Annotated in this window: 20 protein-coding genes; 8 read left to right on the plus strand and 12 right to left on the minus strand. The window is 65.1% G+C overall.

All coding sequences use genetic code 11. The features are described 5' to 3' along the window. Nucleotides 1-43 precede the first annotated feature (43 nt). Complete coding sequence (locus I6F24_RS32390; protein WP_036014717.1) at nt 44-511, plus strand: PH domain-containing protein; 468 nt, start codon at nt 44-46, stop codon at nt 509-511. 14 nt (nt 512-525) lie between these two features. Then, entirely contained in the window at nt 526-1,293 is a 768-nt protein-coding gene (gene ubiG, locus I6F24_RS32395) for a bifunctional 2-polyprenyl-6-hydroxyphenol methylase/3-demethylubiquinol 3-O-methyltransferase UbiG (protein WP_036026212.1), read from the plus strand. Nucleotides 1,294-1,386: 93 nt separating this feature from the next. Here the strand turns inward: ubiG and I6F24_RS32400 are convergent, their stop codons facing one another. Next, nucleotides 1,387-2,607, minus strand: a complete 1,221-nt coding sequence (locus tag I6F24_RS32400; RefSeq protein ID WP_036014714.1) for a citrate synthase family protein — start codon at nt 2,605-2,607, stop codon at nt 1,387-1,389. 76 nt (nt 2,608-2,683) lie between these two features. On the opposite strand from I6F24_RS32400, the gene I6F24_RS32405 reads away from it, so the two are divergent. Then, nucleotides 2,684-3,778 (plus strand): citrate synthase/methylcitrate synthase, encoded by a 1,095-nt coding sequence (locus I6F24_RS32405; RefSeq protein WP_225115169.1) that lies wholly within the window; start codon nt 2,684-2,686, stop codon nt 3,776-3,778. Nucleotides 3,779-3,947: 169 nt separating this feature from the next. Here I6F24_RS32405 and I6F24_RS32410 read toward each other — a convergent pair whose 3' ends face one another. Next, nucleotides 3,948-4,577, minus strand: coding sequence for a DnaJ domain-containing protein (locus I6F24_RS32410; RefSeq protein ID WP_036014711.1), 630 nt, complete (start codon nt 4,575-4,577; stop codon nt 3,948-3,950). Nucleotides 4,578-4,704: 127 nt separating this feature from the next. On the opposite strand from I6F24_RS32410, the gene I6F24_RS32415 reads away from it, so the two are divergent. Then, the gene (locus I6F24_RS32415; protein ID WP_050995968.1) at nt 4,705-4,974 is read left to right on the plus strand and encodes a BolA family protein; all 270 of its coding nucleotides are present in this window, start codon (nt 4,705-4,707) and stop codon (nt 4,972-4,974) included. A gap of 200 nt (nt 4,975-5,174) precedes the next feature. Here the strand turns inward: I6F24_RS32415 and I6F24_RS32420 are convergent, their stop codons facing one another. From I6F24_RS32420 to I6F24_RS32430, 3 genes are all read right to left on the minus strand, one after another. Continuing rightward, entirely contained in the window at nt 5,175-6,527 is a 1,353-nt protein-coding gene (locus I6F24_RS32420; protein WP_036014704.1) for a hemolysin family protein, read from the minus strand. A gap of 67 nt (nt 6,528-6,594) precedes the next feature. Continuing rightward, nucleotides 6,595-7,737 carry a 3-dehydroquinate synthase gene (gene aroB / locus I6F24_RS32425; protein ID WP_036014703.1) on the minus strand — a complete coding sequence of 381 codons (1,143 nt, stop codon included), beginning with the start codon at nt 7,735-7,737 and terminating at the stop codon, nt 6,595-6,597. After that, on the minus strand, nt 7,734-8,360 hold the full coding sequence (locus I6F24_RS32430) for a shikimate kinase (protein WP_036042618.1): 627 nt from the start codon (nt 8,358-8,360) through the stop codon (nt 7,734-7,736). The genes aroB and I6F24_RS32430 overlap by 4 nt, the downstream gene beginning before the upstream one ends. A 174-nt stretch (nt 8,361-8,534) precedes the next feature. Here I6F24_RS32430 and I6F24_RS32435 point away from each other — a divergent pair, with 174 nt between their 5' ends. From I6F24_RS32435 to I6F24_RS32450, 4 genes are all read left to right on the plus strand, one after another. Further along, nucleotides 8,535-8,681 (plus strand): hypothetical protein, encoded by a 147-nt coding sequence (locus I6F24_RS32435; protein ID WP_036026218.1) that lies wholly within the window; start codon nt 8,535-8,537, stop codon nt 8,679-8,681. 17 nt (nt 8,682-8,698) lie between these two features. Beyond that, complete coding sequence (gene xerD / locus I6F24_RS32440) at nt 8,699-9,655, plus strand: site-specific tyrosine recombinase XerD (RefSeq protein ID WP_225145182.1); 957 nt, start codon at nt 8,699-8,701, stop codon at nt 9,653-9,655. Nucleotides 9,656-9,926: 271 nt separating this feature from the next. Next, nucleotides 9,927-10,889, plus strand: a complete 963-nt coding sequence (locus I6F24_RS32445) for an acetyl-CoA carboxylase carboxyltransferase subunit alpha (RefSeq protein ID WP_036014693.1) — start codon at nt 9,927-9,929, stop codon at nt 10,887-10,889. 442 nt (nt 10,890-11,331) lie between these two features. Next, the gene (locus tag I6F24_RS32450) at nt 11,332-12,909 is read left to right on the plus strand and encodes a murein L,D-transpeptidase family protein (protein WP_249787416.1); all 1,578 of its coding nucleotides are present in this window, start codon (nt 11,332-11,334) and stop codon (nt 12,907-12,909) included. Nucleotides 12,910-12,929: 20 nt separating this feature from the next. Here I6F24_RS32450 and ligD read toward each other — a convergent pair whose 3' ends face one another. The 7 genes from ligD to I6F24_RS32485 all read right to left on the minus strand — a co-directional run bounded on the left by ligD (nt 12,930) and on the right by I6F24_RS32485 (nt 21,081). Next, complete coding sequence (gene ligD / locus I6F24_RS32455; protein ID WP_225150720.1) at nt 12,930-14,747, minus strand: DNA ligase D; 1,818 nt, start codon at nt 14,745-14,747, stop codon at nt 12,930-12,932. Nucleotides 14,748-14,858: 111 nt separating this feature from the next. Continuing rightward, nucleotides 14,859-15,554, minus strand: coding sequence for an ABC transporter ATP-binding protein (locus I6F24_RS32460; RefSeq protein ID WP_036014686.1), 696 nt, complete (start codon nt 15,552-15,554; stop codon nt 14,859-14,861). Then, the gene (locus I6F24_RS32465; RefSeq protein ID WP_036014683.1) at nt 15,547-16,278 is read right to left on the minus strand and encodes an ABC transporter ATP-binding protein; all 732 of its coding nucleotides are present in this window, start codon (nt 16,276-16,278) and stop codon (nt 15,547-15,549) included. The genes I6F24_RS32460 and I6F24_RS32465 overlap by 8 nt, the downstream gene beginning before the upstream one ends. After that, nucleotides 16,268-17,371 (minus strand): branched-chain amino acid ABC transporter permease, encoded by a 1,104-nt coding sequence (locus I6F24_RS32470; RefSeq protein ID WP_036026230.1) that lies wholly within the window; start codon nt 17,369-17,371, stop codon nt 16,268-16,270. Before I6F24_RS32470 ends, I6F24_RS32465 begins: the two co-directional genes overlap by 11 nt. 79 nt (nt 17,372-17,450) lie before the next feature. Next, on the minus strand, nt 17,451-18,668 hold the full coding sequence (locus tag I6F24_RS32475; protein WP_225150722.1) for a substrate-binding protein: 1,218 nt from the start codon (nt 18,666-18,668) through the stop codon (nt 17,451-17,453). Between the two features lie 4 nt (nt 18,669-18,672). Next, nucleotides 18,673-19,530: a branched-chain amino acid ABC transporter permease gene (locus tag I6F24_RS32480; RefSeq protein WP_225150724.1), complete on the minus strand. Its 858-nt coding sequence runs from the start codon at nt 19,528-19,530 to the stop codon at nt 18,673-18,675. Between the two features lie 36 nt (nt 19,531-19,566). After that, complete coding sequence (locus I6F24_RS32485) at nt 19,567-21,081, minus strand: amidase (protein WP_036026291.1); 1,515 nt, start codon at nt 21,079-21,081, stop codon at nt 19,567-19,569.

Consider the following 21,081-nt stretch of genomic DNA (forward strand, 5'->3'; position numbering starts at 1 on the left):
GGTTCCTGCGGGGGCAGGGTGGGGTAGTGGGTTAAGCTAGATCATGGCGCGTTACATCGACGAGATCCTGCAGCCCGGCGAGCGCGTGCTGTATTCGACCAATGCGCACTGGATCTTCTACTTTCCGGCCATCGTGGCCTGGATCGCGGCGCTGGCCCTGCTCATCCTGTCGCGGCAGGCGACCGTCGACTGGCTCGTTCTGCTTTGCCTCGGGGCCGCGGGTCTCGCGGCTCTGGCGGCCCTGTATTGGACCGTGAAGGGCTGGTTCCATCGTTTCACCACCGAGACCGACGTCACCAACCTCAGGGTCGTGCACAAGACCGGCTTCATCAAGCGCCGAACCTTCGAGATGGCGCTGGACAAGGTCGAGAGCGTCGATGTCGACCAGACCATTCTTGGACGTATTCTCAACTACGGCGACGTGACGATTCGCGGCGTCGGCGAGGGTATCGAGACGATCAAGACCATCGCCTCGCCGCTCGCCTTCCGTAGTTCGATCACCACGCGGTAGGACCGCGCCCAACCATGAGCATGCAGCAAAATACTTCTCTTTCCGCCCAGCTCGGCTCGAGCGTCGACGCCGCCGAGATCGCGAAATTCTCGAAACTCTCGGCGGAATGGTGGGATCCCAAGGGCAAGATGGCGCCGCTGCACCGGATCAACCCGTTGCGGCTCGGCTATATCCGCGACGCCGCCTGCCGCAAGTTCGAGCGCAACGTGCGCAGCCTCAATTGTCTTGGGTCCTTGCGCGTGCTCGACATCGGCTGCGGCGCCGGCCTGCTCTGCGAGCCGCTGTCGCGCCTCGGAGCGCAGGTCATCGGCATCGATCCCTCCGCGAGCAACATCGCGGCGGCGAAGCTGCACGCCGACAAGAGCCATCTGGCGATCGACTATCGCTGCACCACGGTGGAGGAGATCGACCCGCGCGAGCGCTTCGACATCGTGCTGGCGATGGAGGTGGTCGAGCACGTCACCGACGTCGGCATGTTCCTGAAGCGCTGCGCCGCGATGCTGAAGCCGAACGGCCTGATGGTGGTCTCGACGCTGAACCGCAACTGGAAGAGCTTTGCCCTCGCCATCGTCGGTGCCGAATACGTCCTGCGCTGGCTACCGCGCGGCACGCATGAATGGAACAAGTTCGTCACGCCCGACGAACTGACGAAATACCTGCTCGACAACCGTCTTGTCATCACCGAGCAGACCGGCGTCGTCTACTCGCCCTTCGCCGACAAATGGTCTCTGTCGTCGGATATGGACGTGAACTATATGGTGGTCGCGGAAGCGATGGTGTGAACTGCCCAGGGTGAGTGCGAGCCGTCATTCCAGGAACGCTGTCCTCCTGCGTTCGCAGCGACGACAGCGGAGATTGCCGCACTGACAGAGGTTCTAACCGGCAGCCCCCGCCCTGCGTCCCGGCGCAGGCCCCACATATCTTGCCCTCGGTCTGATCAGCTTGCCGAACTGCAATTGCTCGCTGGCATGCGCGATCCAGCCGACGCTGCGGGCCATCGCGAACAGCGCCAGCTCGCTGCCGGCGGGCAGGCGCAGTGCGTGGACCAGCACGGCGAGCGCGTAGTCGATATTGACGAACTCGCCGGTGGCTTCCGCGATCCGCTCTGGCACTTCCCTGGTGAATTTGCGCGGCGCGCCGGAGCGCGACAGCGCGTTCAGCAGCGACTGCGCGCGGGGGTCGCCGTGCTTGTAGACGCCGTGGCCAAAGCCGGCAAAGCGTTCACCGAGGGCGACACGCTCGCGCACGACAGGCTCGACGTCGCGGTCGACCAGCGTCTTGACGAGCTGTGAGGCCAGGACGCCGGCGCCGCCATGCTTCGGCCCTTTCAACGCGGCGAGCCCGGCGATGACGGAGTCATAAAGGTTGAGGCCGGTCGAGGCAGCGCAGCGCGCGGTGAAGGTCGACGCGTTCAGCTCGTGATCGGCGAGCAGTACCAGCGCGCGGCGGATCAGGTCGGGCGCGTGCTTGTTGTCCGCCGCCCAGGCGCGCGCGACCTGCTGATGCAGCGGCTCGGCCGAGGCGTCCGCATTGAGCATGGTCGCAACCAGCAGGCGGACGATGCGCGCGCCGACCATAGCGCGGCCATCGGGTGCCCGGGTGAAGGCGCGGGGATCGACGCTGGCGGCCAGTGCGAGCACGGCGATGGCGCGGTCGATCGGTGCGGCCCGGCGCGCGGCCTTCGCGATCACGCGCATTTCCTCGGAGAGTTCCGGTTGATTGTCGGGGGCAAACGGATCGACGTCGGCGACATCCCACAGCAGCGTCGCGGCGTGCTCCAGCGTGTCACTCTCGGAAAGATCGACGCAATTGACGCCGCGATAGATGGCGCCCTCCTCGGTGATGGTCGAGATCTCCGTGTCCATCACCGGCAGATCGGCATCGAAGCTGCGCAGGCCGCGCGGCTCCGGCGATGGCACACGGCGCTCCTTCAGCGCCCGAACGTCCTCGGCGCGATAGCGGTTCTTTCGCGAGTCCGGCGTCGGCTCGGAGCGGATCAGGCCGCGGCTGACATAGGCGTAGAGGGTGGCCGGAGAGATCGCGAGCTCGGCGGCGGCTTCCCGAGCGGAGAGGTACAGCCCATCAGAATTTTTCATATGGATTTATGTAATCAAGATTGATCAATGTGTCGAGAGGCCTGACCTTGTTCTCCGTGAACAGGAGATTTGGGTCATGAACATCCACCTCACCAAAAGCCAGATCGGGCTGGACGGCGTTCCCGCGGCCGAGACCGTGCTGAGCCATGTCGACGGCGAGCGCGGCGAGCTCATCATCGCCGGGGAGCACGTCGGGCGGCTCGCCGCCATCTCGAGCTTCGAAGGCGTTACCGCCCGGCTCTGGAATGGCGCCAGCAAGACCACCCTCACCGAAGCCAATGTGCGCTCAAACCTGGGCGTGGCGCGCGAGCGCGCCTTCGCGCGGCTGCCGGACCTGCTGCCGGCGACGCGCGGCATGGGCATCATCGACGGGTTTCGTGCCGCCGTCGCCGGACTTCGCGCCGAGCACGGGCTGGAGCACGAGGCGACGATCGTCGGCGCGTTTCCGGTGATCGCGGGCGCGCTGGTCAGGCGCGCCAAGGGGCTCGAGCCGGTCGCGCCCGATCCTACCGTGAGCCATGCCGCCGACACGCTGCGCATGTTGCACGGCCGTTCGCCTGCAACGCGCGAGGTCACGGCGCTCGACGCCTATCTCGTCACCGCCAGCGACCACGGCATGAACGCATCGACCTTCGCCGCGCGCGTGGTGGCCTCGACGCAGGCCGACCTGTTCGCGGCCGTCACCGCCGGCTATTGCGCGCTGACCGGTCCGCTGCATGGCGGCGCGCCGGAGCCGGTGCTGGAAATGCTGGACGCGATCGGCTCGCGCGAGCGCATTCAGTCCTGGGTCGACGCGGCGCTGGCGCGCGGCGAGCGCATGATGGGTTTCGGTCACCGCGTCTATCGCGTCCGCGATCCGCGCGCCGACGTGCTCAAGACCGCGGTCGAGGCGCTTGCGTCCAATGGCACCGATTTGCCGTTTGCCGGCGAGGTCGAGGCTTATATCCGCAGCGCCTTGCGCAAGAAGAATCCGGAGCGGCCGCTGGAGACGAACGTCGAGTTCTTCACCGCGATCCTGCTCGATGCGCTGGCGATTCCGCGGCAGGCGTTCACGCCGATCTTCGCGATCGCGCGCAGCGCGGGCTGGACCGCGCATGCCCGCGAGCAGCAGCGGACGGGGCGGTTAATCAGGCCGAGTTCGTCATATGTCGGGGCGATGCCGGAAGTTTGAGAGCGGATGCCTCCGCGAGACCGGAATCGTAGGGTAGCCAAAGGCGCACTTGCGCCGTGCCCACCATCTCTCTCGATCGAAAAAAAGGTGGGCACGCTTTGCTTTGCCCACCCTACGACACTGTCGTCGCCGCAAGAGCGCGGAAAACAGCGGAGAAGACCGCGGGCCCCTACGCCTCGCGCACGACCGTCTTCAGATAATTATACGCCTTGATGATCTCGATCAGGCGGTCCTCGGTCGAGCGGTCGCCGCCATTGGCGTCGGGGTGGTGCTGCTTCACCAGCGCCTTGTACTTGGTCTTGACGTCGGCAAGCGTCGCGCTGGGGCCGAGGCCCATGACCTGAAGCGCCTTGCGCTCGGCGTTCATCACTTTGCGCGTCTCGGCCTTGGGCTCCGCTTCGGGGCCCTTGCGCCAGCTGGCGCGGCCGTTGATCTCGCTGAACATGCTGAAAGGATCGGCCGCCATGTCGATCTCTTCCGCGCCCTTCTTGCCGCCATTGGCGCCCATCTTCCAGGTCGGACGGTGACCGGTCAGCGCATCCTTCTGATAGCGCGCGACGGCTTCGGCATTCATGCCGGAAAAGAAATTGTAGTTCTGGTTGTACTCGCGCACGTGGTCGAGGCAGAAGTGCCAGTACTCGCGCTGGTTCTCGCGGCCCTTCGGCGCCCGGTGCGAGCCCTTGTTGGCGCAGCCCGCCCATTCGCAATTGACCGCGGTGTCGCGCGGCTTCACTTCCGGCTGCTTGCCCCGCGGCTTCACGCGGATGGAGTCGAAGAATTTTGATGAATCGATCGGCATGGCTGACTTTGACTACGCAATGCAAAAACCTTCAAGTCTTGACATTGCAATTCGCTGAGCACCCGGTCGCGACGAGCTTGGACGTCCGGGTATTGACGGGATGCGAGCGCGCACCTTAATGGCACACATGGCTATGAAAGACACTATCAGCAACAAGTTGCAGGAAGCTTTCACGCCGGAAAGCCTGCAAGTCGTCGACGAGTCACATTTGCATGAGGGCCACGCCGGCCACCGAGCAGGCGGCGAGACGCACTTCCGTGTGTATATCGTGTCTGCCGCCTTCAAAGGGAAGAGCCGGATCGACCGTCATCGCATGATAAATTCAGCGCTCGCCGCGGAACTCGCCGGCAGCGTGCACGCGCTGGCGATCAATGCGCAGGCGCCGGGGGAAGGTTGAATTCTCTGACCCTGCCCTGGAGGGGGAGGGTCGATCGCGCGCAGCGCGAGCGGGGTGGGGTGATCTCTCCACTCGGGTACTGTTGGATGTGGGAAGACCGTCACCCCACCCCGCTACGCATTGCGCTGCTCTTCATGCGTAGCGACCCACGGGCGAGCTACGCTCGTCCCGGACCCCTCCAGGGGAGGGTAAGGGAAAAATTAGAACGACGTCCCGGCCCGTCTCGGCTTTGCCTCTTCGAGCTCGGCCTCGCGCGTCACCGGTGAAATACGGAGCGCGGTGATGCGGTTGCGCTCGCGGCGGAGGACGCGGAAGCGGAAACCGTGGAAGGTGAAGCTCTGGCCGCGGTCGGGGATCGAGCGCGCCTCGTGAATGACGAGACCGGCGACCGTGGTTGCCTCTTCATCGGGCAGATGCCAGTCCATGGCGCGGTTGAGGTCGCGGATCGGCACCGACCCGTCGACCACGACGGAGCCGTCCGGCTGACGGCGCACGCCGGCGACCACCACGTCATGCTCGTCGGAGATGTCGCCGACGATCTCCTCCAGAATGTCTTCCAGCGTCACGAGGCCTTCGACCTCACCATACTCGTCGACGACGAGTGCGAAATGGGTCTTGCGGCGGCGGAACGCCTTGAGCTGCTGGGATATCGGCCGCATCTCCGGCACGAACCAGGGCGGCAGCATGATGGTGGTGACGTCGATGCGCGACGTGTCGCCCTCCGATGCGCGGATCGCGCGCAACAGATCCTTGGCGTGCAGAATGCCGATGATGTTCTCCGACTTGTCCCGCCACAGCGGAATGCGGGTGTATTCGGTGGCCAGCACCTCCCGCACCAGCTCCTCCGGCGGCAGGTCGGCGTTGATCATCACCATGGCCGTGCGGTGGACCATCACGTCAGACACCGTCAGCTCGCCGAGACGGAAGACGTTGTGAATGTACTCGGCCTCGCCGCTCTCGATCTTGCCGTGCACGGCCGATTCCTCGACCAGGCCCTCGATCTCCGAATCCGTCAGGATTTCGTGTTGCGAGAACTCCTGCACCCCCATCAGACGGAGGATCGCGCTCGACGCCGTGTTGAGGCACCAGCTCAGCGGGTAGAACAGGAGGTAGGAAAAATGCAGCGGATAGGCAATCCACTGCGACACTGGCATCGGCTCCCTGATCGCAAGCGTCTTCGGCACCTGCTCGCCGATGACGATGTGCAGCGAAGAGAAGACCAGAAAACCCGCCACGAACGAGGTGAAGTGCAGCGTGGCCTCCGACATTCCGAGCGGGCTGAGGACGGGGCTCAGCAGCGCAGACACCGTCGGCTCACCGATCCAGCCGAGACCGAGCGAGGCCATGGTGATGCCGAGCTGGCAGCAGGCGAGATAGGATTCGATGTTCCCCATCATCGTCTGCAGCAGGCGCGCGCCGAAGCGGTTCTGCTCGACCATGGCCTTGACGCGGAAGCCGCGGCTCTTCACCAGCGCAAATTCCGCCGCCACGTAAAACGCGTTGGCGGCGAGCAGGAGGGCCGCAAGCAGCAGATTGATCGAGATCGAACTCATGTTTGCCTCGCGACCGCCCCGGCGTTCCTCGCCGTTTCGCGCGCGGCCGATCTGAACGGTCCCGTTATCACTGCGCGAGCTTCTCTTTCAGGAAGTCGCGCACCGGCGCCGGCTCGACGTCCTTTGCGATCACCGCGCGGCCCACGGCCTCCAGTAGGATGAAGGTGAGCTTGCCGCGCTTGACCTTCTTGTCCTGCGCCATCAGCGCCATCAGCGCGTCGGCATCGGCGAGCCCTTCCTGCGCAAAGCCGGCGATGTCCTGCAGGCGCGTCGGCAGGCCTGCCTCGATCAGGTGGCGCTCGATGCGCGCCGCCTCACGCTCGCCGATCATGCCGAGCTTCGCGGAGAACTGCGCTGCCAGCGTCATGCCGATGGCGACGCCCTCGCCGTGGAACAGGCGGTCGGAGAAGCCGGTCACAGCCTCCAGCGCGTGGCCGAAGGTGTGGCCGAGATTGAGCAGCGCGCGCTCGCCGGTCTCGCGCTCGTCGCGCGCGACGATTGCGGCCTTGGCCCGGCAGGAGGTCGCGATCGCATGCTCGCGGGCCGATCCGCCCCTCGAGATGTCGGCATGGTTCTTCTCCAGCCAGCTGAAGAAGGCCTCGTCGCCAAGCACGCCGTATTTGGCGACCTCGGCATAGCCGGCCCGGAACTGGCGCGGCGACAGCGTGTCGAGCACGGCGGTGTCGGCGATGACGAGCACCGGCTGGTGGAAGGCCCCGAGCAGATTCTTGCCCTGCGGCGAGTTGATGCCGGTCTTGCCGCCGACGCTGGAATCGACCTGCGCGAGAAGCGAGGTCGGCACCTGCACGAAATCGACGCCGCGGCGCAGGATCGCCGCGGCAAAGCCGGCGAGATCGCCGACCACGCCGCCGCCGAGCGCGATGACGAGATCGTTGCGCTCGATCTTCGCTGCGATCAGGGCCTCGCTGACCTTTTCGAGCCCGGCATAGGTTTTCGAGATCTCGCCTTCCTCGACGACGATGCGCGAGGTCGGAATACCGCTGGCTGCGAGCGACGCCTCAGTGGGCTCGAGCCAGTATTTCGCGACGGTGCGGTCGGTCACGATGGCCGTGCGCACGCCGGGACGCAGAGCGGCGACACGCTCGCCGAGCGAGGCCAGCACGCCGCGGCCGATGACGATGTCATAGGCGCGGTCACCGAGTGCGACGTCGACCTTGATGGGATCGGAATGTTTCAACGGCGCAGTCATCTTGACGCACTCGCAATGTCGGCAGGCGGTTGGGCTGGCTCTCCGCCGCAGAGACGGGCGTGCAGCGCCTCGATGCATTCCTCGACGATTCTGTCGTGCGGCACGTCGCGCGAGGCGATGGTGAGGTCGGCATTGGCATAGATCGGCTCGCGCTGGGCGAGAAGGCGCGTCACGGTTCCTTCGGGATCGGCGGTCTGAAGCAGCGGACGGTCGGCACGGCGCCGCACGCGGCGCATGATGACGTCATGGTCCGCCCTCAGCCAGATCGAGATGGCCTTCGCCGCGATGCGTGCGCGCGTCTCCTCGCGCATGAAAGCGCCGCCACCGGTCGCCAGCACGATCGGCCCGCCCTCGAGCAGCCGCGCGATCACACGGGCCTCGCCGTCGCGGAAATAGGGCTCGCCATGGGCCGCAAAGATCTCCGGGATGGTCATGCCGGCATGGGCCACCTCGATTTCGGTGTCGGCATCGATGAAGGGCAGCCTGAGCCGGGCCGCGAGGCGGCGGCCGATGGTGGATTTGCCCACCCCCATCATGCCGACGAGCACGATCGAGCGCGCCCCGAGCGCCGACAGGATGTCGGCCTCGGGCGAAGCAGGAAGCGGCAACGCGGCGTCGGACATCGTCTCGCTCGACTGGATCTCGCTCGAACTGCCGCCAGATGCGGCATGGCTTTGGCCACCTATACGACCCCATGGGGGCCCTCGCCAGAGGACTCTTGCCACGAAACGGCGAACATGTTGGATGATTTCATTGGTTAATTTGGCTGCCGCGCCCCGACCCGAGACCCCAGAACGATGCCGAGCCTGTTCCGCTTCCTGACGGTCGTCGCCGTGATCGGCGGCATCGTCTATGGCGTGGTCTTCGCGCTGGCGAACTTCGTCAACCCGAAGCCGCGGGAAATGACGGTGACGATCCCGCCGGACAAGTTTCTCAAGAAATAGGAGCTAGCCTCCCGGGCATGCCCGCCAAACCCTCAGACACCAGGCTCATCGGCCTGTTCCTCGACATGCTCGCCGCGGAACAGGGCGCCGGCCCCAACACGCTCGATGCCTACCGCCGTGACCTCAGCGATTTCTCGGAATTTCTGGGCCGCGTCGGCCATACATTCGTGGATGCCGAGACCCAGACGCTGCGCGACTACCTTGCCGATCTCGACACCCGCGGCTTCAAATCCACCAGTGTGGCCCGCCGGCTGTCCGCGATGCGGCACCTCTACCGTTTCCTGCTGAACGAGCGCATCCGCGGTGACGATCCCGCCGCGATCCTGTCAGGTCCGAAGCGCGGCCGCGGCCTGCCGAAAGTGTTGTCGATCGCCGACGTCGACCGCATGCTCCGCCGCGCCAGGGAATTGAGCGAGGCGGAAGATGCCTCGCGGTCGAAACGGCTGCGTGCCTTGCGGCTCTATTGCCTGCTCGAGGTGCTCTACGCCACGGGCCTGCGCGTCTCCGAGCTGGTGGCGCTGCCGCGCTCGGCGGCCAAGCGCGACGCCCGCATGATCGTGGTGCGCGGCAAGGGCAACAAGGAACGGCTGGTACCGCTCAACGACGCCTCGCGGCAGGCGATGGCGGACTATCTCGCCGCCACGGAAGCGGCAAAGGCCGACAGGAAGAACAGCGTGGCCGCGTCGAAATGGCTGTTCCCCTCGTTCGGCGAGAGCGGACATCTGACGCGCCAGCATTTTGCCCGCGACCTCAAGGAGCTCGCGGTTGCGTCCGGCTTGCAGGCCCGCCTGGTCTCCCCGCACGTGCTGCGCCACGCCTTTGCCAGCCATCTGCTGCACAACGGCGCGGACCTGCGCATCGTGCAGACCCTGCTCGGTCACACCGACATCTCGACCACCCAGATCTATACCCATGTGGTCGAGGAGCGGCTGAAGAGCTTGGTGCGCGACCTGCACCCGCTGGCGGAGAAGTAGTTGCTGCTGGTAGCCCGGATGGAGCGACGCGTAATCCGGGGCCGCCTCCTCGCGGCCAGACCTTCCCGGATTGCGCTGCGCTCCATCCGGGCTACGGGTAAAGGGTGAAACCGCCTTGACTTCGGCCACATCTCCGCGGAAAGAGCCGGGGTCTCACGGCTGATTTGGCCGACTGCACCAGCACACAAGCCAAACCATTGAAGACGCTACACTTCTTTCCGCCGCCCCAACTTGCTTCGCTTCTCGCGCCCCGTCCCCCTATATTGAGTTGATGCTAGACCAGATGCGCAGCTATCTCGACTTCGAAAAGCCCGTCGCCGAGCTCGACTCCAAGGTCGACGAATTGCGCGCGCTCGCCGCCACCGGCACCGACATCAGCGACGAGGTCGGGCGGATCGAGGACAAGGCGGCGCAGGCGCTGGCCGACCTCTATGCGAACCTGACGCCGTGGCAGAAGACGCTTGTGGCGCGGCATCCGCAGCGGCCGCATTTCAACGACTTCATCAAGGGCCTGATCACCGAATTCACCCCGCTCGCCGGCGACCGCAAGTTCGGCGAGGACGAGGCGCTGGTCGCCGGCTTCGGCCGCTTCCGCGGTGAGCCGATCTGCGTGATGGGCCAGGAAAAGGGCGATTCCACCGAGAGCCGCATCCGGCACAATTTCGGCATGGCGCGGCCGGAAGGGTATCGCAAATGCGTGCGGCTGATGGAGATGGCCGAGCGGTTCGGCCTGCCGGTGCTGTCGCTCGCCGATTCGGCCGGCGCCTATCCCGGCATCGGCGCCGAGGAGCGCGGCCAGGCGGAAGCCATCGCGCGCTCGACCGATGCGTGCCTGGCGCTGACCGTGCCCAACGTCGCGATCATCACCGGCGAGGGCATGTCGGGCGGCGCCATCGCCATCACCACCGCCAACAAGGTCCTGATGCTCGAGCACGCGATCTACAGCGTGATCTCGCCGGAGGCGGCGTCCTCGATCCTCTGGCGCGACGGCACCAAGGCGCAGGAAGCCGCCAACAACATGAAGATCACCGCCCAGGATATGCTCCGCTTCGGCGTGATCGACGCCATCCTGAAGGAGCCGGTCGGCGGCGCCCACCGCGACCCCGCCGCCATGATCGCCACCACGGGCGAGGCCATCGCCAAGGCGTTCGACGAGCTCCGGAACTTTGATGGGGATGCCATCCGCAAGCAGCGGCGGCAGAAATTCCTCGATATCGGCCGCAAACTGGGCTGATTCGCCTCGATTCCGCTCTCGTAGGGTGGGCAAAGCGAAGCGTGCCCACCAATCCCGGCTGTACGAACGGCTCGTGGGCACGGCGCTTCGCGCCTTTGCCCACCCTACCAGGCCTTTCGAGCAGCCCCCGGTAACCCCGCCTTAACCCTTTTTTTGCCCAAATCGGCGATCTGAGTCCCCTCGGCCCGAAAGCCCAAGTTCCGTCCCAAGTCGCGTCCATTTAGTCTTCGTTGACCATGCCACTGGGCCAACGCCCTCGTGATCCCCGCTCGGGTTGCGACCACATGACCCAGAGGTTAGAATTTTAATCAATGGCTTCAGGGCATAAGCGCTGGAGCGGGGTCTGACCGGGCCCGTCTCGGCGGGTCGGTTTACCGGTCGGATTGCGCTTCGGAATAATTGGGGTTCGCGCTTCGATGCCCGGCACGGTGTGGGGTCCATCTTGATTTCTCGTTCGCTTGCTCGCGCGCTCTTGGTTTCGGTTGCGCTGATGACGGCCGGCGGCCTGCTCGCCGGCTGCAACACCGATCAGGTCTCGCTTGCGACCAACGCCAAGGCCAATCAGCCGGTGCCGCCGAAGCTGATCGCCGCGATGGCCGAGAAGGACATGGACCTGCAATCGCCGATCCTGGTCCGCCTGTTCAAGCAGGAGGCCGAGCTCGAGGTCTGGAAGCAGACCCGCTCGGGCCAGTTCGCGCTGCTCAAGACCTATCCGATCTGCCGCTGGTCGGGCGATCTCGGCCCCAAGGTGCGCGAAGGCGACCGCCAGGCGCCGGAGGGATTCTACTCGATCAATCCGAGCCAGATGAATCCGCAATCGTCCTATTACCTCTCGTTCAACACCGGCTACCCGAACGCGTTCGACAAGGCGCTGGGCCGCACCGGCTCGCAGCTGATGGTGCACGGCGACTGTTCGTCGCGCGGCTGCTACGCGATGACGGACGAGCAGATCGCGGAGATCTATTCGCTCGGCCGCGAGTCCTTCTTCGGCGGCCAGAAGGCGTTCCAGCTGCAGGCCTATCCGTTCAAGATGACGCCGGTGAACATGGCCAGGCACCGGAACAATCCGAACATGCCGTTCTGGAAGATGATCAAGGAAGGCTATGATCATTTCGAGGTGACGCGGCAGGAGCCGAAGGTCGATTTCTGCGAGAAGAGATACGTGTTCGACGCCGCCAAGCCTGCGGACGCCAAGCGCGATCTGGTGTTCGACGCCTCCGCCAGATGTCCGGCCTATGTGATCCCCGAAGAGATCGCCAGCGCGGTCCGCGAGAAGCAGGCCAAGGACGAGACGGAATATGCAAGGCTCGTCGCCAAGGGCACGCCGGTGGCGCGGATGAACACCGGCATTGACGGCGGCATGCACAAGGTGTTCGCCGCCAAAATTCCGGAAGGCTCGACCGGCCTGTCCGAGAGTGCCGAAGGCACCACGCTGCAGATGCTGGCCATGGCGAAGGCGCCGGGCACGATCCCCGGCCACGTCAACCCGCCCAAGCCGAACCTCGATGCGGTGGCAAGTGCGCCGGCGCCGCGGGAAGAGCCGGTGGTCGCCGTCAGCGCGCCTGCCGCGAGCACCCGCGTTGCCGCGGCGTCGCCCGCTGCGAAATCTGAAAGCGGCGGCTTCTTCTCCAATCTCGGCCGCAAGATGGGGCTCGGCACCGCCGACACCACCGCGACCGCGACCGCGACGCCTGCGCCGCAAGCCACCGCGTCCGTGGCCCCGGGCGCCCAGACGTCCACGACGCCGGCCACGGCCGCCTCGCGACTCAAGGCCGCCGTGACCCGCTTCGTGCCGGGGCATGACAGGTCCAAGGAGGCGGCGAAGGATACGCCGAAGCCGGCCGTCGCAGCCGCCAAGCCGGCCGAGCCGCCGAAGCCCGACACCCGCCTCGCCGCGACGCGTCCGGCGCTGAAGCCATCGGTGAGCGAAGGCGCGGGCGACAGCACCCCGATGATATCCGGCGCCGCGCCGGTGGTGCAGTCGAACTCGTTCGACAGCCGATTCTCGGCGGTGAAGTAGGCTAGCGCCCGAGCGCGCAATTATCGCTCTTTCCTCCGCACCGCACGGTAGGGACTGTGAATCGTGAACGCGTCGGGCACTATGCCGCTTTCGATCCGCTTCCATGTCACCTGTGCAGCAATGGGAAAGTTCTCGCGTGCCCGCGGCGAGAAGGTGCCGATCGCGGTGGTACCGCGGCCGTTGCGCAAATAGTCGAGAAAAATGCGGCCGCTGCGCCTGGCCTGGGCCGCGAGGACGTAGCGGTCCGGCCGACGCAATGCGAAATCGGCCACGAGACTGCGCGCCACGCGATGCGCCTGATCGTGCAGCATTGCCACCTCAAGCGGCGCCGTCAGATGAATGCCCTGGCCACCGGTCAGCTTGGGCCAAGTCGCAAACCCCTCACGGCTCATTAGCGCGCGAAGTTCCAGGGCGGTCTCGATCACAGCATCCCATTCGACGCCCTCGCCGGGATCAAGGTCGATCACGATGCGATCGGCGTGCTCGAAATCCTCAACAGTCGAATTCCAGGGATGCAATTCGACTGCGCCGATCTCGACGAGTCCCAGGAAACCGTCAAGGCTGTCCACCCAAAGCCGCGTGCCTTCGCCGCCTTCGCGCTTTCGGATGCGTAGCTGGTGCACCGCTTGCGGAATGTCCTTCGGCAGCGGCCCCTTGTGATAGAACGTCGTGCCGTGCACGTGCCGCACCAGCTTGAGCGGTCGATGTCCTAGATGCAGCAGCGCCTTCTTCCAGACGCGCTTCCAGTAACGCGCGAGCTCTTCCTTGGACGGCACGATCGCATCGGGCAGCAGCTGCAGGATATTCTCTTTGGGAACGCCGAGCTTCGGCCGTCTGACCGATGAAGGCACCAACCGGGGCGCCCTGACCTTCCGCGGCGCAAGATCGTCGCGCAGGCCCTTGAATACGGCTTCACGCAGCAGGCCATCGTCGGTCAGGGCGCCATATTCCACCTCGGCATTCACCACGGGCTCAACCCACGTAGCCTTGGGCTTCTTTACCGGCAGATCGAGCGGAGAATCGCGCCGGATCAGTGGGTCAAGCCGTTCACGCAATTCACGCGCGGTCGCCTCGGTGTATCCGGTGCGGACCTTGCCGGCATAAAGCAGGCGCTCATCCTCGTGACGCCCGACATAAAGTGAAGCCACCTTGCGCGGGCGCGCGCCCAGCTTTTCGACGAATGCCACGATCGGAAACGTCTCGCTCTTCTTGCATTTCAGCTTGAGCCAGGTTTCCTGCCGTCCGGAGCGATAAGGTGCGTCGGCGCGCTTGGCCAGCAGCCCTTCAAGGCCAAGCTTGCAAGCATGTCGAAGGATTTGCTCGCCGTCGGCTTCGACGTGCTCGACGTAGATGAAAGTCTCGGGCGCTTCTTTCAGAAGCCGCCGCAGCAGCTGCTTGCGCTCGACAAAGGCGACGGCGCGCAAATCGTATCCGTCAAGGTACAACAGATCGAACGCGTGATAGCGAATGCGGCGGCTCTGCCTGGCGCCGAGCTCGCGCCGCAGCTGCTGGAAATCCGGCAGGCCATTACTGCCGTAGACGACGGCCTCGCCATCAATGATCGCACTCCCGGCTCTGAGCTTTCGCGCGCCGGCTGCAATCGACGAGAACTGCCCGGTCCAATCGTATCCGGCGCGCGAATAGACCGTCGCCGCGCCCGCCTGCAGGTGAAGTTGCGCGCGATAGCCGTCGGCTTTTATCTCGAACATCCAGCCGCTGCCTTGCGGCGGGTTCTCGCGTAGCGTGGGATCGCATGGCACGATGTATGATGGAATCGGAATCTTCCGCGCGCCGGCTAGGCGCGATAGTCCCGACTGACGCAACGCAACGGCACACATGCGGGATTCAACGCGGCCCGACAGATTCGTTCCGATCTGAAATAAAATCGATGGAATGCCGCGAAGCTCTTGAACAACCCGAATATTTCGCAGTGCGAGGGGCGCCGCGCGCTAAGGCGCCAGATACCGCATCAGCTCCGGACTGCCTTTCACCTCGCCGGCGTCGCCCTGCAGCGCGACGCGGCCGCGGTCGAGCACATAGGCGTAGTCGGCGACTCGCAAAGCGAGGTCGAGGTGCTGCTCGACGATGATGACGGCGATGCTCTTGGCAAGCTCGATCAGGCGCTCGGTGATCTCCTCGATGACGCCGATCCAGACGCCCTCGGTGGGCTCATCCAGCAGCAGCAGTTTTGGATCCCCGAGCATGGCGCGGCCGATCGCGAGCATCTTGCGCTCGCCGCCGGAAAGCGTGCCGGCGGGCTGGTCGAGGCGCTGGCCGAGCTTTGGGAAGATCGCCAGCACGCGGTCGATGGCGGAGGAATCCTTCTTAGCCAGCGAGCCGACGGCGAGATTGTCGCGCACCGACAGGCGCGCGAACACCGAATGCTCCTGCGGCACGTAGCCGATGCCGGCGCGGACGCGCTCCTGGGTGGCGCGGCGACTGATGTCGCGGCCGTCGAAGGCGACCTCGCCCTTCCATGCCGGCAGCTCGCCGACGATGGTCTTCATCAGCGTGGTCTTGCCGGCGCCGTTGCGGCCGAGCACGGCAACACCGCCGCGCCAGGGAATGCCGAGGCTGACGTCGAACAGGACCTGGCTGCGGCCGTAGCCGGCATCGAGATGCTTGATGTCCAAAAATTCAGGCACGGCGCAGATAGATCTCCTGGACGGATGTGTTGGCCTGGATCTCGGACACCGTGCCTGTTGCCAGCACCTTGCCCTGGTCGAGCACGGTGAGGCGATCGCAGATGTCGCGAATGAAATCGAGGTCGTGCTCGACGATGACCAGCGAGCAATGTTTTTTGATCGGCTGCAGCAGCTCGCCGGTGACGCGGCGCTCTTCCAGGCTCATGCCGCCGGTGGGCTCGTCGAGCAATAGGAGCTTCGGCTTGCCGGCGAGCGCCATCGCGATCTCCAGCCATTGCTGCTGGCCGTGCGACAGCGCAGCGGCCGCATCGAAGGCGCGGTCGGCGAGACGGAACTGCGTCAGCATGGACATGACCTGGTCGTGCAACGCACCGCGCGTGCGCGAGAACACGAGGTCGAACAGCGAGGACTGCGCCTGCAGCGCGAGCAGGATGTTGTCGTAGAGCGTGAGCGACGGCAGCACGGATGTGATCTGGAATTTCAGGCTCATGCCGGCGCGCGCACGTTCGGTCGGCGTGAACGCGGTGATGTCGGTGTTGACGAAGGAGACCTTGCCTTGGGTCGGCACTTCGGCGCCGGCGATGCACTTCATCAGCGTGCTCTTGCCCGAGCCGTTCGGGCCAATCAGGCCGTGAAACTCATTCTCGCCGACCGTGAGGGCTGCGCCGTCGAGCGCGGTGAGCTTGCCGAAGACCTTCTTGATGCCGGCCGCTTCAAGGAGCATTGCGCCTCTCCTTTTGCTTGGCGCCAAAGCTGCCGACGCGTTCGCGCTCGCCGAGCACAAAACTGATCAGGCCGAGCGGCCGGAACAAGATCACGAGCAGGAGCAGGAGGCCGAGGATGATCGGCCAGATCTCGCGGTAATTGTCCGAGAGCCAGAAGCTGACGCCCTCGACGATGACAGCGCCGACGACGGCACCGATCAGCGTGCCGGAGCCGCCGAACAGCACATAGAGCACGACCTGGGTCGAAACCACGACGCCCACCATGTTGGGCCAGACGAAGCCTTCGTGGAAGGCATAGAGGCTGCCGGCGAGGCCTGCGACGGCGCCGCCGATGGTGAAGATGATGGCTTTGAGATGCTGCGCCTTGTAGCCGAAGAAGGCGATGCGCTGCTCGTTCTCGCGCAGGCCTGCGAGCGCAAGGCCGAATTGCGAGCGCACCAGGAAGCGGCAGAGCAGATAGACCACGACGAGGATGCCGAGCACGAGATAATAGAACGCTGGGCCTTCCGTGAAGTCGTATGACCCAAGCGACATCGGCGCGATCGAGGGGATGCCGTTCTGGCCGCCGAGATAGTACCAGCCGCGCGCGAGCCGATCGGCGGCGTAGGAGCCGGTCAGCGTGCCGAGCGAGACGAAGATCACGCTGGAGGGATGCCGTCCCAGCAGCAGGAAGCCGCCGAGCAGCAGCGCGAAGGTGAGGCCGATCAGCGTGCCTGCCGGCAACACCAGGAAGATGTTGGTGATGTCGAGGTCGCGCGCGAGCAGGGCGACGCCGTAACCGGCCGAGCCGAAGAACAGCGCCTGGCCGAAGCTCATGATGCCGGCATAGCCCCAGACCAGGTCGAAGGACAGCGCAAACAGCGCGAGGATGATCACGCGCGTCGCGAAGACCGTGAGATAGTCCTGCAGCACCAGCGGCGCGAGTAGCGCCGCGAGGAGCACGAGGCCCTCGATGACAGGCAGGATTTTTCGTCTTGCCTTGACCTCGTCATTGGCCCGTTTCGCCGCTGCGCCCTCAGCCATCGCACCGTCCACTTCGTCGTCCGCGTCGGCGACGATGGCCTCTCTTACCACACTCATCGACTTCAGCATTTCGAGTTCAACATCGTCAGAGGCAGCCGTGTCAATCACGGCGGGGTTCACCTCTCCCCAAGAGGGGAGAGGCGAAGAATCAGCATTCCTTGGGATCGACGAGGCCGCTGCTGCGCGCGACGATCTCGTAGTTTCCGCCCTTGGCGACCGCGGTGTACATCTTCATCTTGCAGTGCCGCTTGCCCGGCACCATCTCGGCGGGCCCGCCCGGACCTTCGGCGATCTTGGCGTGGTCGAGTGCGGCAGCAACCGATTCGCGGTCGATCTTGCCGGCTTCCTTGACCGCGGCTTCCCACAGCTTGAGGCCGCGGTAGGTGCCGGTGGCGGCACTGCCGGCGGCGAACAGGAAATTACCCGGAAAGTCCTTCTCGTACGCCGCCTGGATCTTGGCGTCGAACGGGTTCTCCTTGGTCAGCACCTTGAAATAGTCGAGGCAGCTGGCGAGCCCCTCGATTTCGGCGGCCTGGTTGATGTTGAGCGTGTTCTCGTCATAGTACACGCAGGCGAGGCGCCCGCCGTTCTTGAGGAAGCCGGCTTCATAGAGCTGCTTGAAGAACGGACCGACGCCGGGCGGGATCACGGTGTTGAAGACGACGTCGACCTTGTTGGAGATGATGCGGTTGACGGTTGCGGAGAAGTCGACCTGGTCGAGCGGGTAATATTCCTCGAACACGACCTCGCCACCGTTGGATTCAATCACCTTGCGCGCGTAGACGTTGAGCGTGTGCGGCCAGACATAGTTGGCGCTCGGCAGCGCGAACTTCTTGCCGCCGTTCTTGATCAGCCAGGGGATGAACTCGTCGCATTGCTGCGCCGGAGTCGGGCCGGTGCAGAACAGATAGGGCGTGCACTCCTTGCCCTCGTAGAGCTGCGGATAGATGTAGAGCGTCTTGCCGCGCGCCACGATCGGGTCCTTGATCGCATTGCGCATCGAGGAGGTGATGCCGCCGAGCACCATGTCGACCTTGTCGCGCTGGATCAGCTTGCGCACGTTGCCGACGGCGACCGATTCGTTGGACGCGGTATCCTCGATGTAGAGCTCGAGCGGGCGGCCGAGCAGGCCGCCGGCCGCGTTGATCTCCTTGATCACCATTTTCGCAACGTTGGCGTCGGCGTTGCCGGCATAGGCGATCGGGCCGGTGAGATCGGTGGCGATGCCGACCTTGATCGGCGCCTCGGCCGCATTGGCCCAGGGCGCCGGGATCACCCAGCTGCCGACGCCGGTTGCGACCGCGCCGGAGGCGAAAGCGAAATTGGACAGGAAGCGGCGTCGCGTGAGCTGAGTACGATCGAGCATGTGATTAAACCCCTTTTCCAGCGATGAGACCTTGCGGACGGAATTTGATGAAGACGATGGCGAACACGAAGACGAGCACGTCGGCAACGACGGGCGCCATCACCCAAGGCAGCGCCGCGCTGAGCGTGCCGATGACGCCGGCGCCTGCGACCGGGCCGATGAAGGAGCCGACCCCGCCGACCATGACCGCGACGAAACCCTGGATCAGAAAGCGCAGGCCGAGATCGGCAAACAGGCTGAACACCGGCACGATCAGCGCGCCGGCAAGGCCCGCCAGTGCTGCACCGAACGCAAAAGTGGCGCCGTAGATCAGCGGCGTCGAAATGCCCGACGCACGCGCCAGCGACGGGTTCTCCAGCGTCGCCCGCACGCGCAGGCCGAAGCTCGTGCGCGACAGCAAGAGATAGCAGAGGCCCATCACCAGCACCGTGATGACGATGATGGTGAAGCGCCAAGCCGAGATGTGCATCGCGCCGATGTCGATCGAGCCGCCGATCGGCTCGGGCACGGTGAGATAGAAGCCGCCGATCAGGCCGCGAACGGCCTCGCGGATGATGAGGCCGAGCGCATAGGTGCCGAGCATGGCGACGATCGGCGCGGCATAGAATCGCCGGATAATCAGCGCTTCCAGCACGAAGCCGAGCGCACCGACCACGAAAGGCGCTGCAACCATGCCTGCCCAGATCGGCAGGCCCTTGGCATAAGCGAGATAGGTGATGTAGGCGCCGAGCAGGACGAACTCGCCTTGCGCGAAGTTGAAGATGCCCATCATGCTCGCGATGATCCCGAGCCCCAGCACGATCAGGACGATGATCGCGCCGAAGCTCAGGATCTCGAACGCCGCGACGAACGCGTTAGCCATGCGTTGCGTTTCCGCCGAGTTGAAGCAAAGGTTTCCTCACATCTTCTTCCAGTCGCCGATCTGCTCGAAGGCATGGGCGGCGCGGTAGATCGTGGATTCCTCGAACATGCGGCCGACCAGCATCAGGCCGACGGGCAGGCCGTCGACCATGCCGCAGGGCAGCGACATCGCCGGATGGTGGGTGATGTCGAACGGCGCGGTGTTGGAGATCATCTCGAGCGCGCGGGCGACATAGTCCTCGCGGCTGGCATTGGGCTCCGGCAGCTTGGTCGCCTTCATCGGCGTCGTCGGCATCAGGAGCAGATCGTAATCCCCAAACGCCTTGTCGTAGGCCGCGGTCAGCCGGCGCGAGATGTTGAGGGCCTTGCCGTAGAAGCGCGGGCCGAAATTGTTGTTGATGTAGGTGCCGAGCATCATGAACAGCTTCGTGGTCTCGGACAGCGAGTCGGCCTGCCGACGCCAGCCGCGATGGAAATCCATCAGCGAGGTCGAATAGAGATCGCCGCGGCTGAGGCCGTAGCCGTCGCCGAACATCATGGTCTGGGTCAGGCCTTCCGTGCCGATCGGCGTCCAGATCGCCCCGCCCATCAGGTGCATCGGGATCGAGACGGTCTCGACCGTGGCGCCGAGATCCCTAAAGCGCTTTGCGGCTTCGCGCACGCTTTCGTTCACGGCGGACTCGGCGGTCGGCTGCTCGAAGCCTTCCTTGACGATGCCGATCTTCATGCCCTTGACGCCCTGGCCTAGCGCCTTGGTGTATTCCTCGACCTTCGGAGCCTTGATGCGCGGATCGTAGCCGTCGTCCCCGGCGAGCACCTCGAGCAGCAGCGCATTGTCTTCGACCGTTGCCGTCATCGGACCGGTGTGATCGACATAGATCTCGATCGGCATGATGCCGGTGTAGGGGACGAGGCCCCAGGTCGGCTTCATGCCGTAGATGCCGCAGAACGACGACGGCATGCGGATCGAGCCGCCCTGGTCGCCGCCAATGGCCATGTCGACCTCGCCAAGCGCGACCACGACGCCCGATCCCGACGACGAGCCGCCGGCCGAGTAGCCCATCTTGTGCGGATTATGCACCGGCCCGTAGGAGCCGGTGTGGCTGCCGCCGGACAGGCAGAAATGCTCGCAATGCACCTTGCCCTTGATCTCGGCGCCGGCATCCAGCATGCGCGTGACGATGGTGGCGTCGAAATCGGGCACATAGCCTTCCAAGGTCGACGAGCCGTTGGTCATGGGCACGCCGGCCAGCATGATGTTGTCCTTCAGCGCGATGGTCTTGCCCTTGAGCTTGCCGCTGGCGGCGCCCTTCACTGTCGACTTGCGATACCAGGCATTGCGCGGGTTCTCCTCCGCCGAGGGCCGATAGCCCGGCGTGCGCGGATATTTCACTTCGGGCAATTCGTCCGGCATCGCGGCAACGAGATTGTAGGCTTCGATCGAGCCCTGCATGAGACCGCGGAACGAGGCGACGTCGTCATCGGTGAGCGAAAGACCGCATTGCTCGGCGACACTGCGAAGTTGGGCTGGCGTGGGAAGGGCAACTGTCAC

Source organism: Bradyrhizobium sp. BRP23 (genome assembly GCF_020194135.1).
GTDB lineage: Bacteria > Pseudomonadota > Alphaproteobacteria > Rhizobiales > Xanthobacteraceae > Bradyrhizobium > Bradyrhizobium yuanmingense.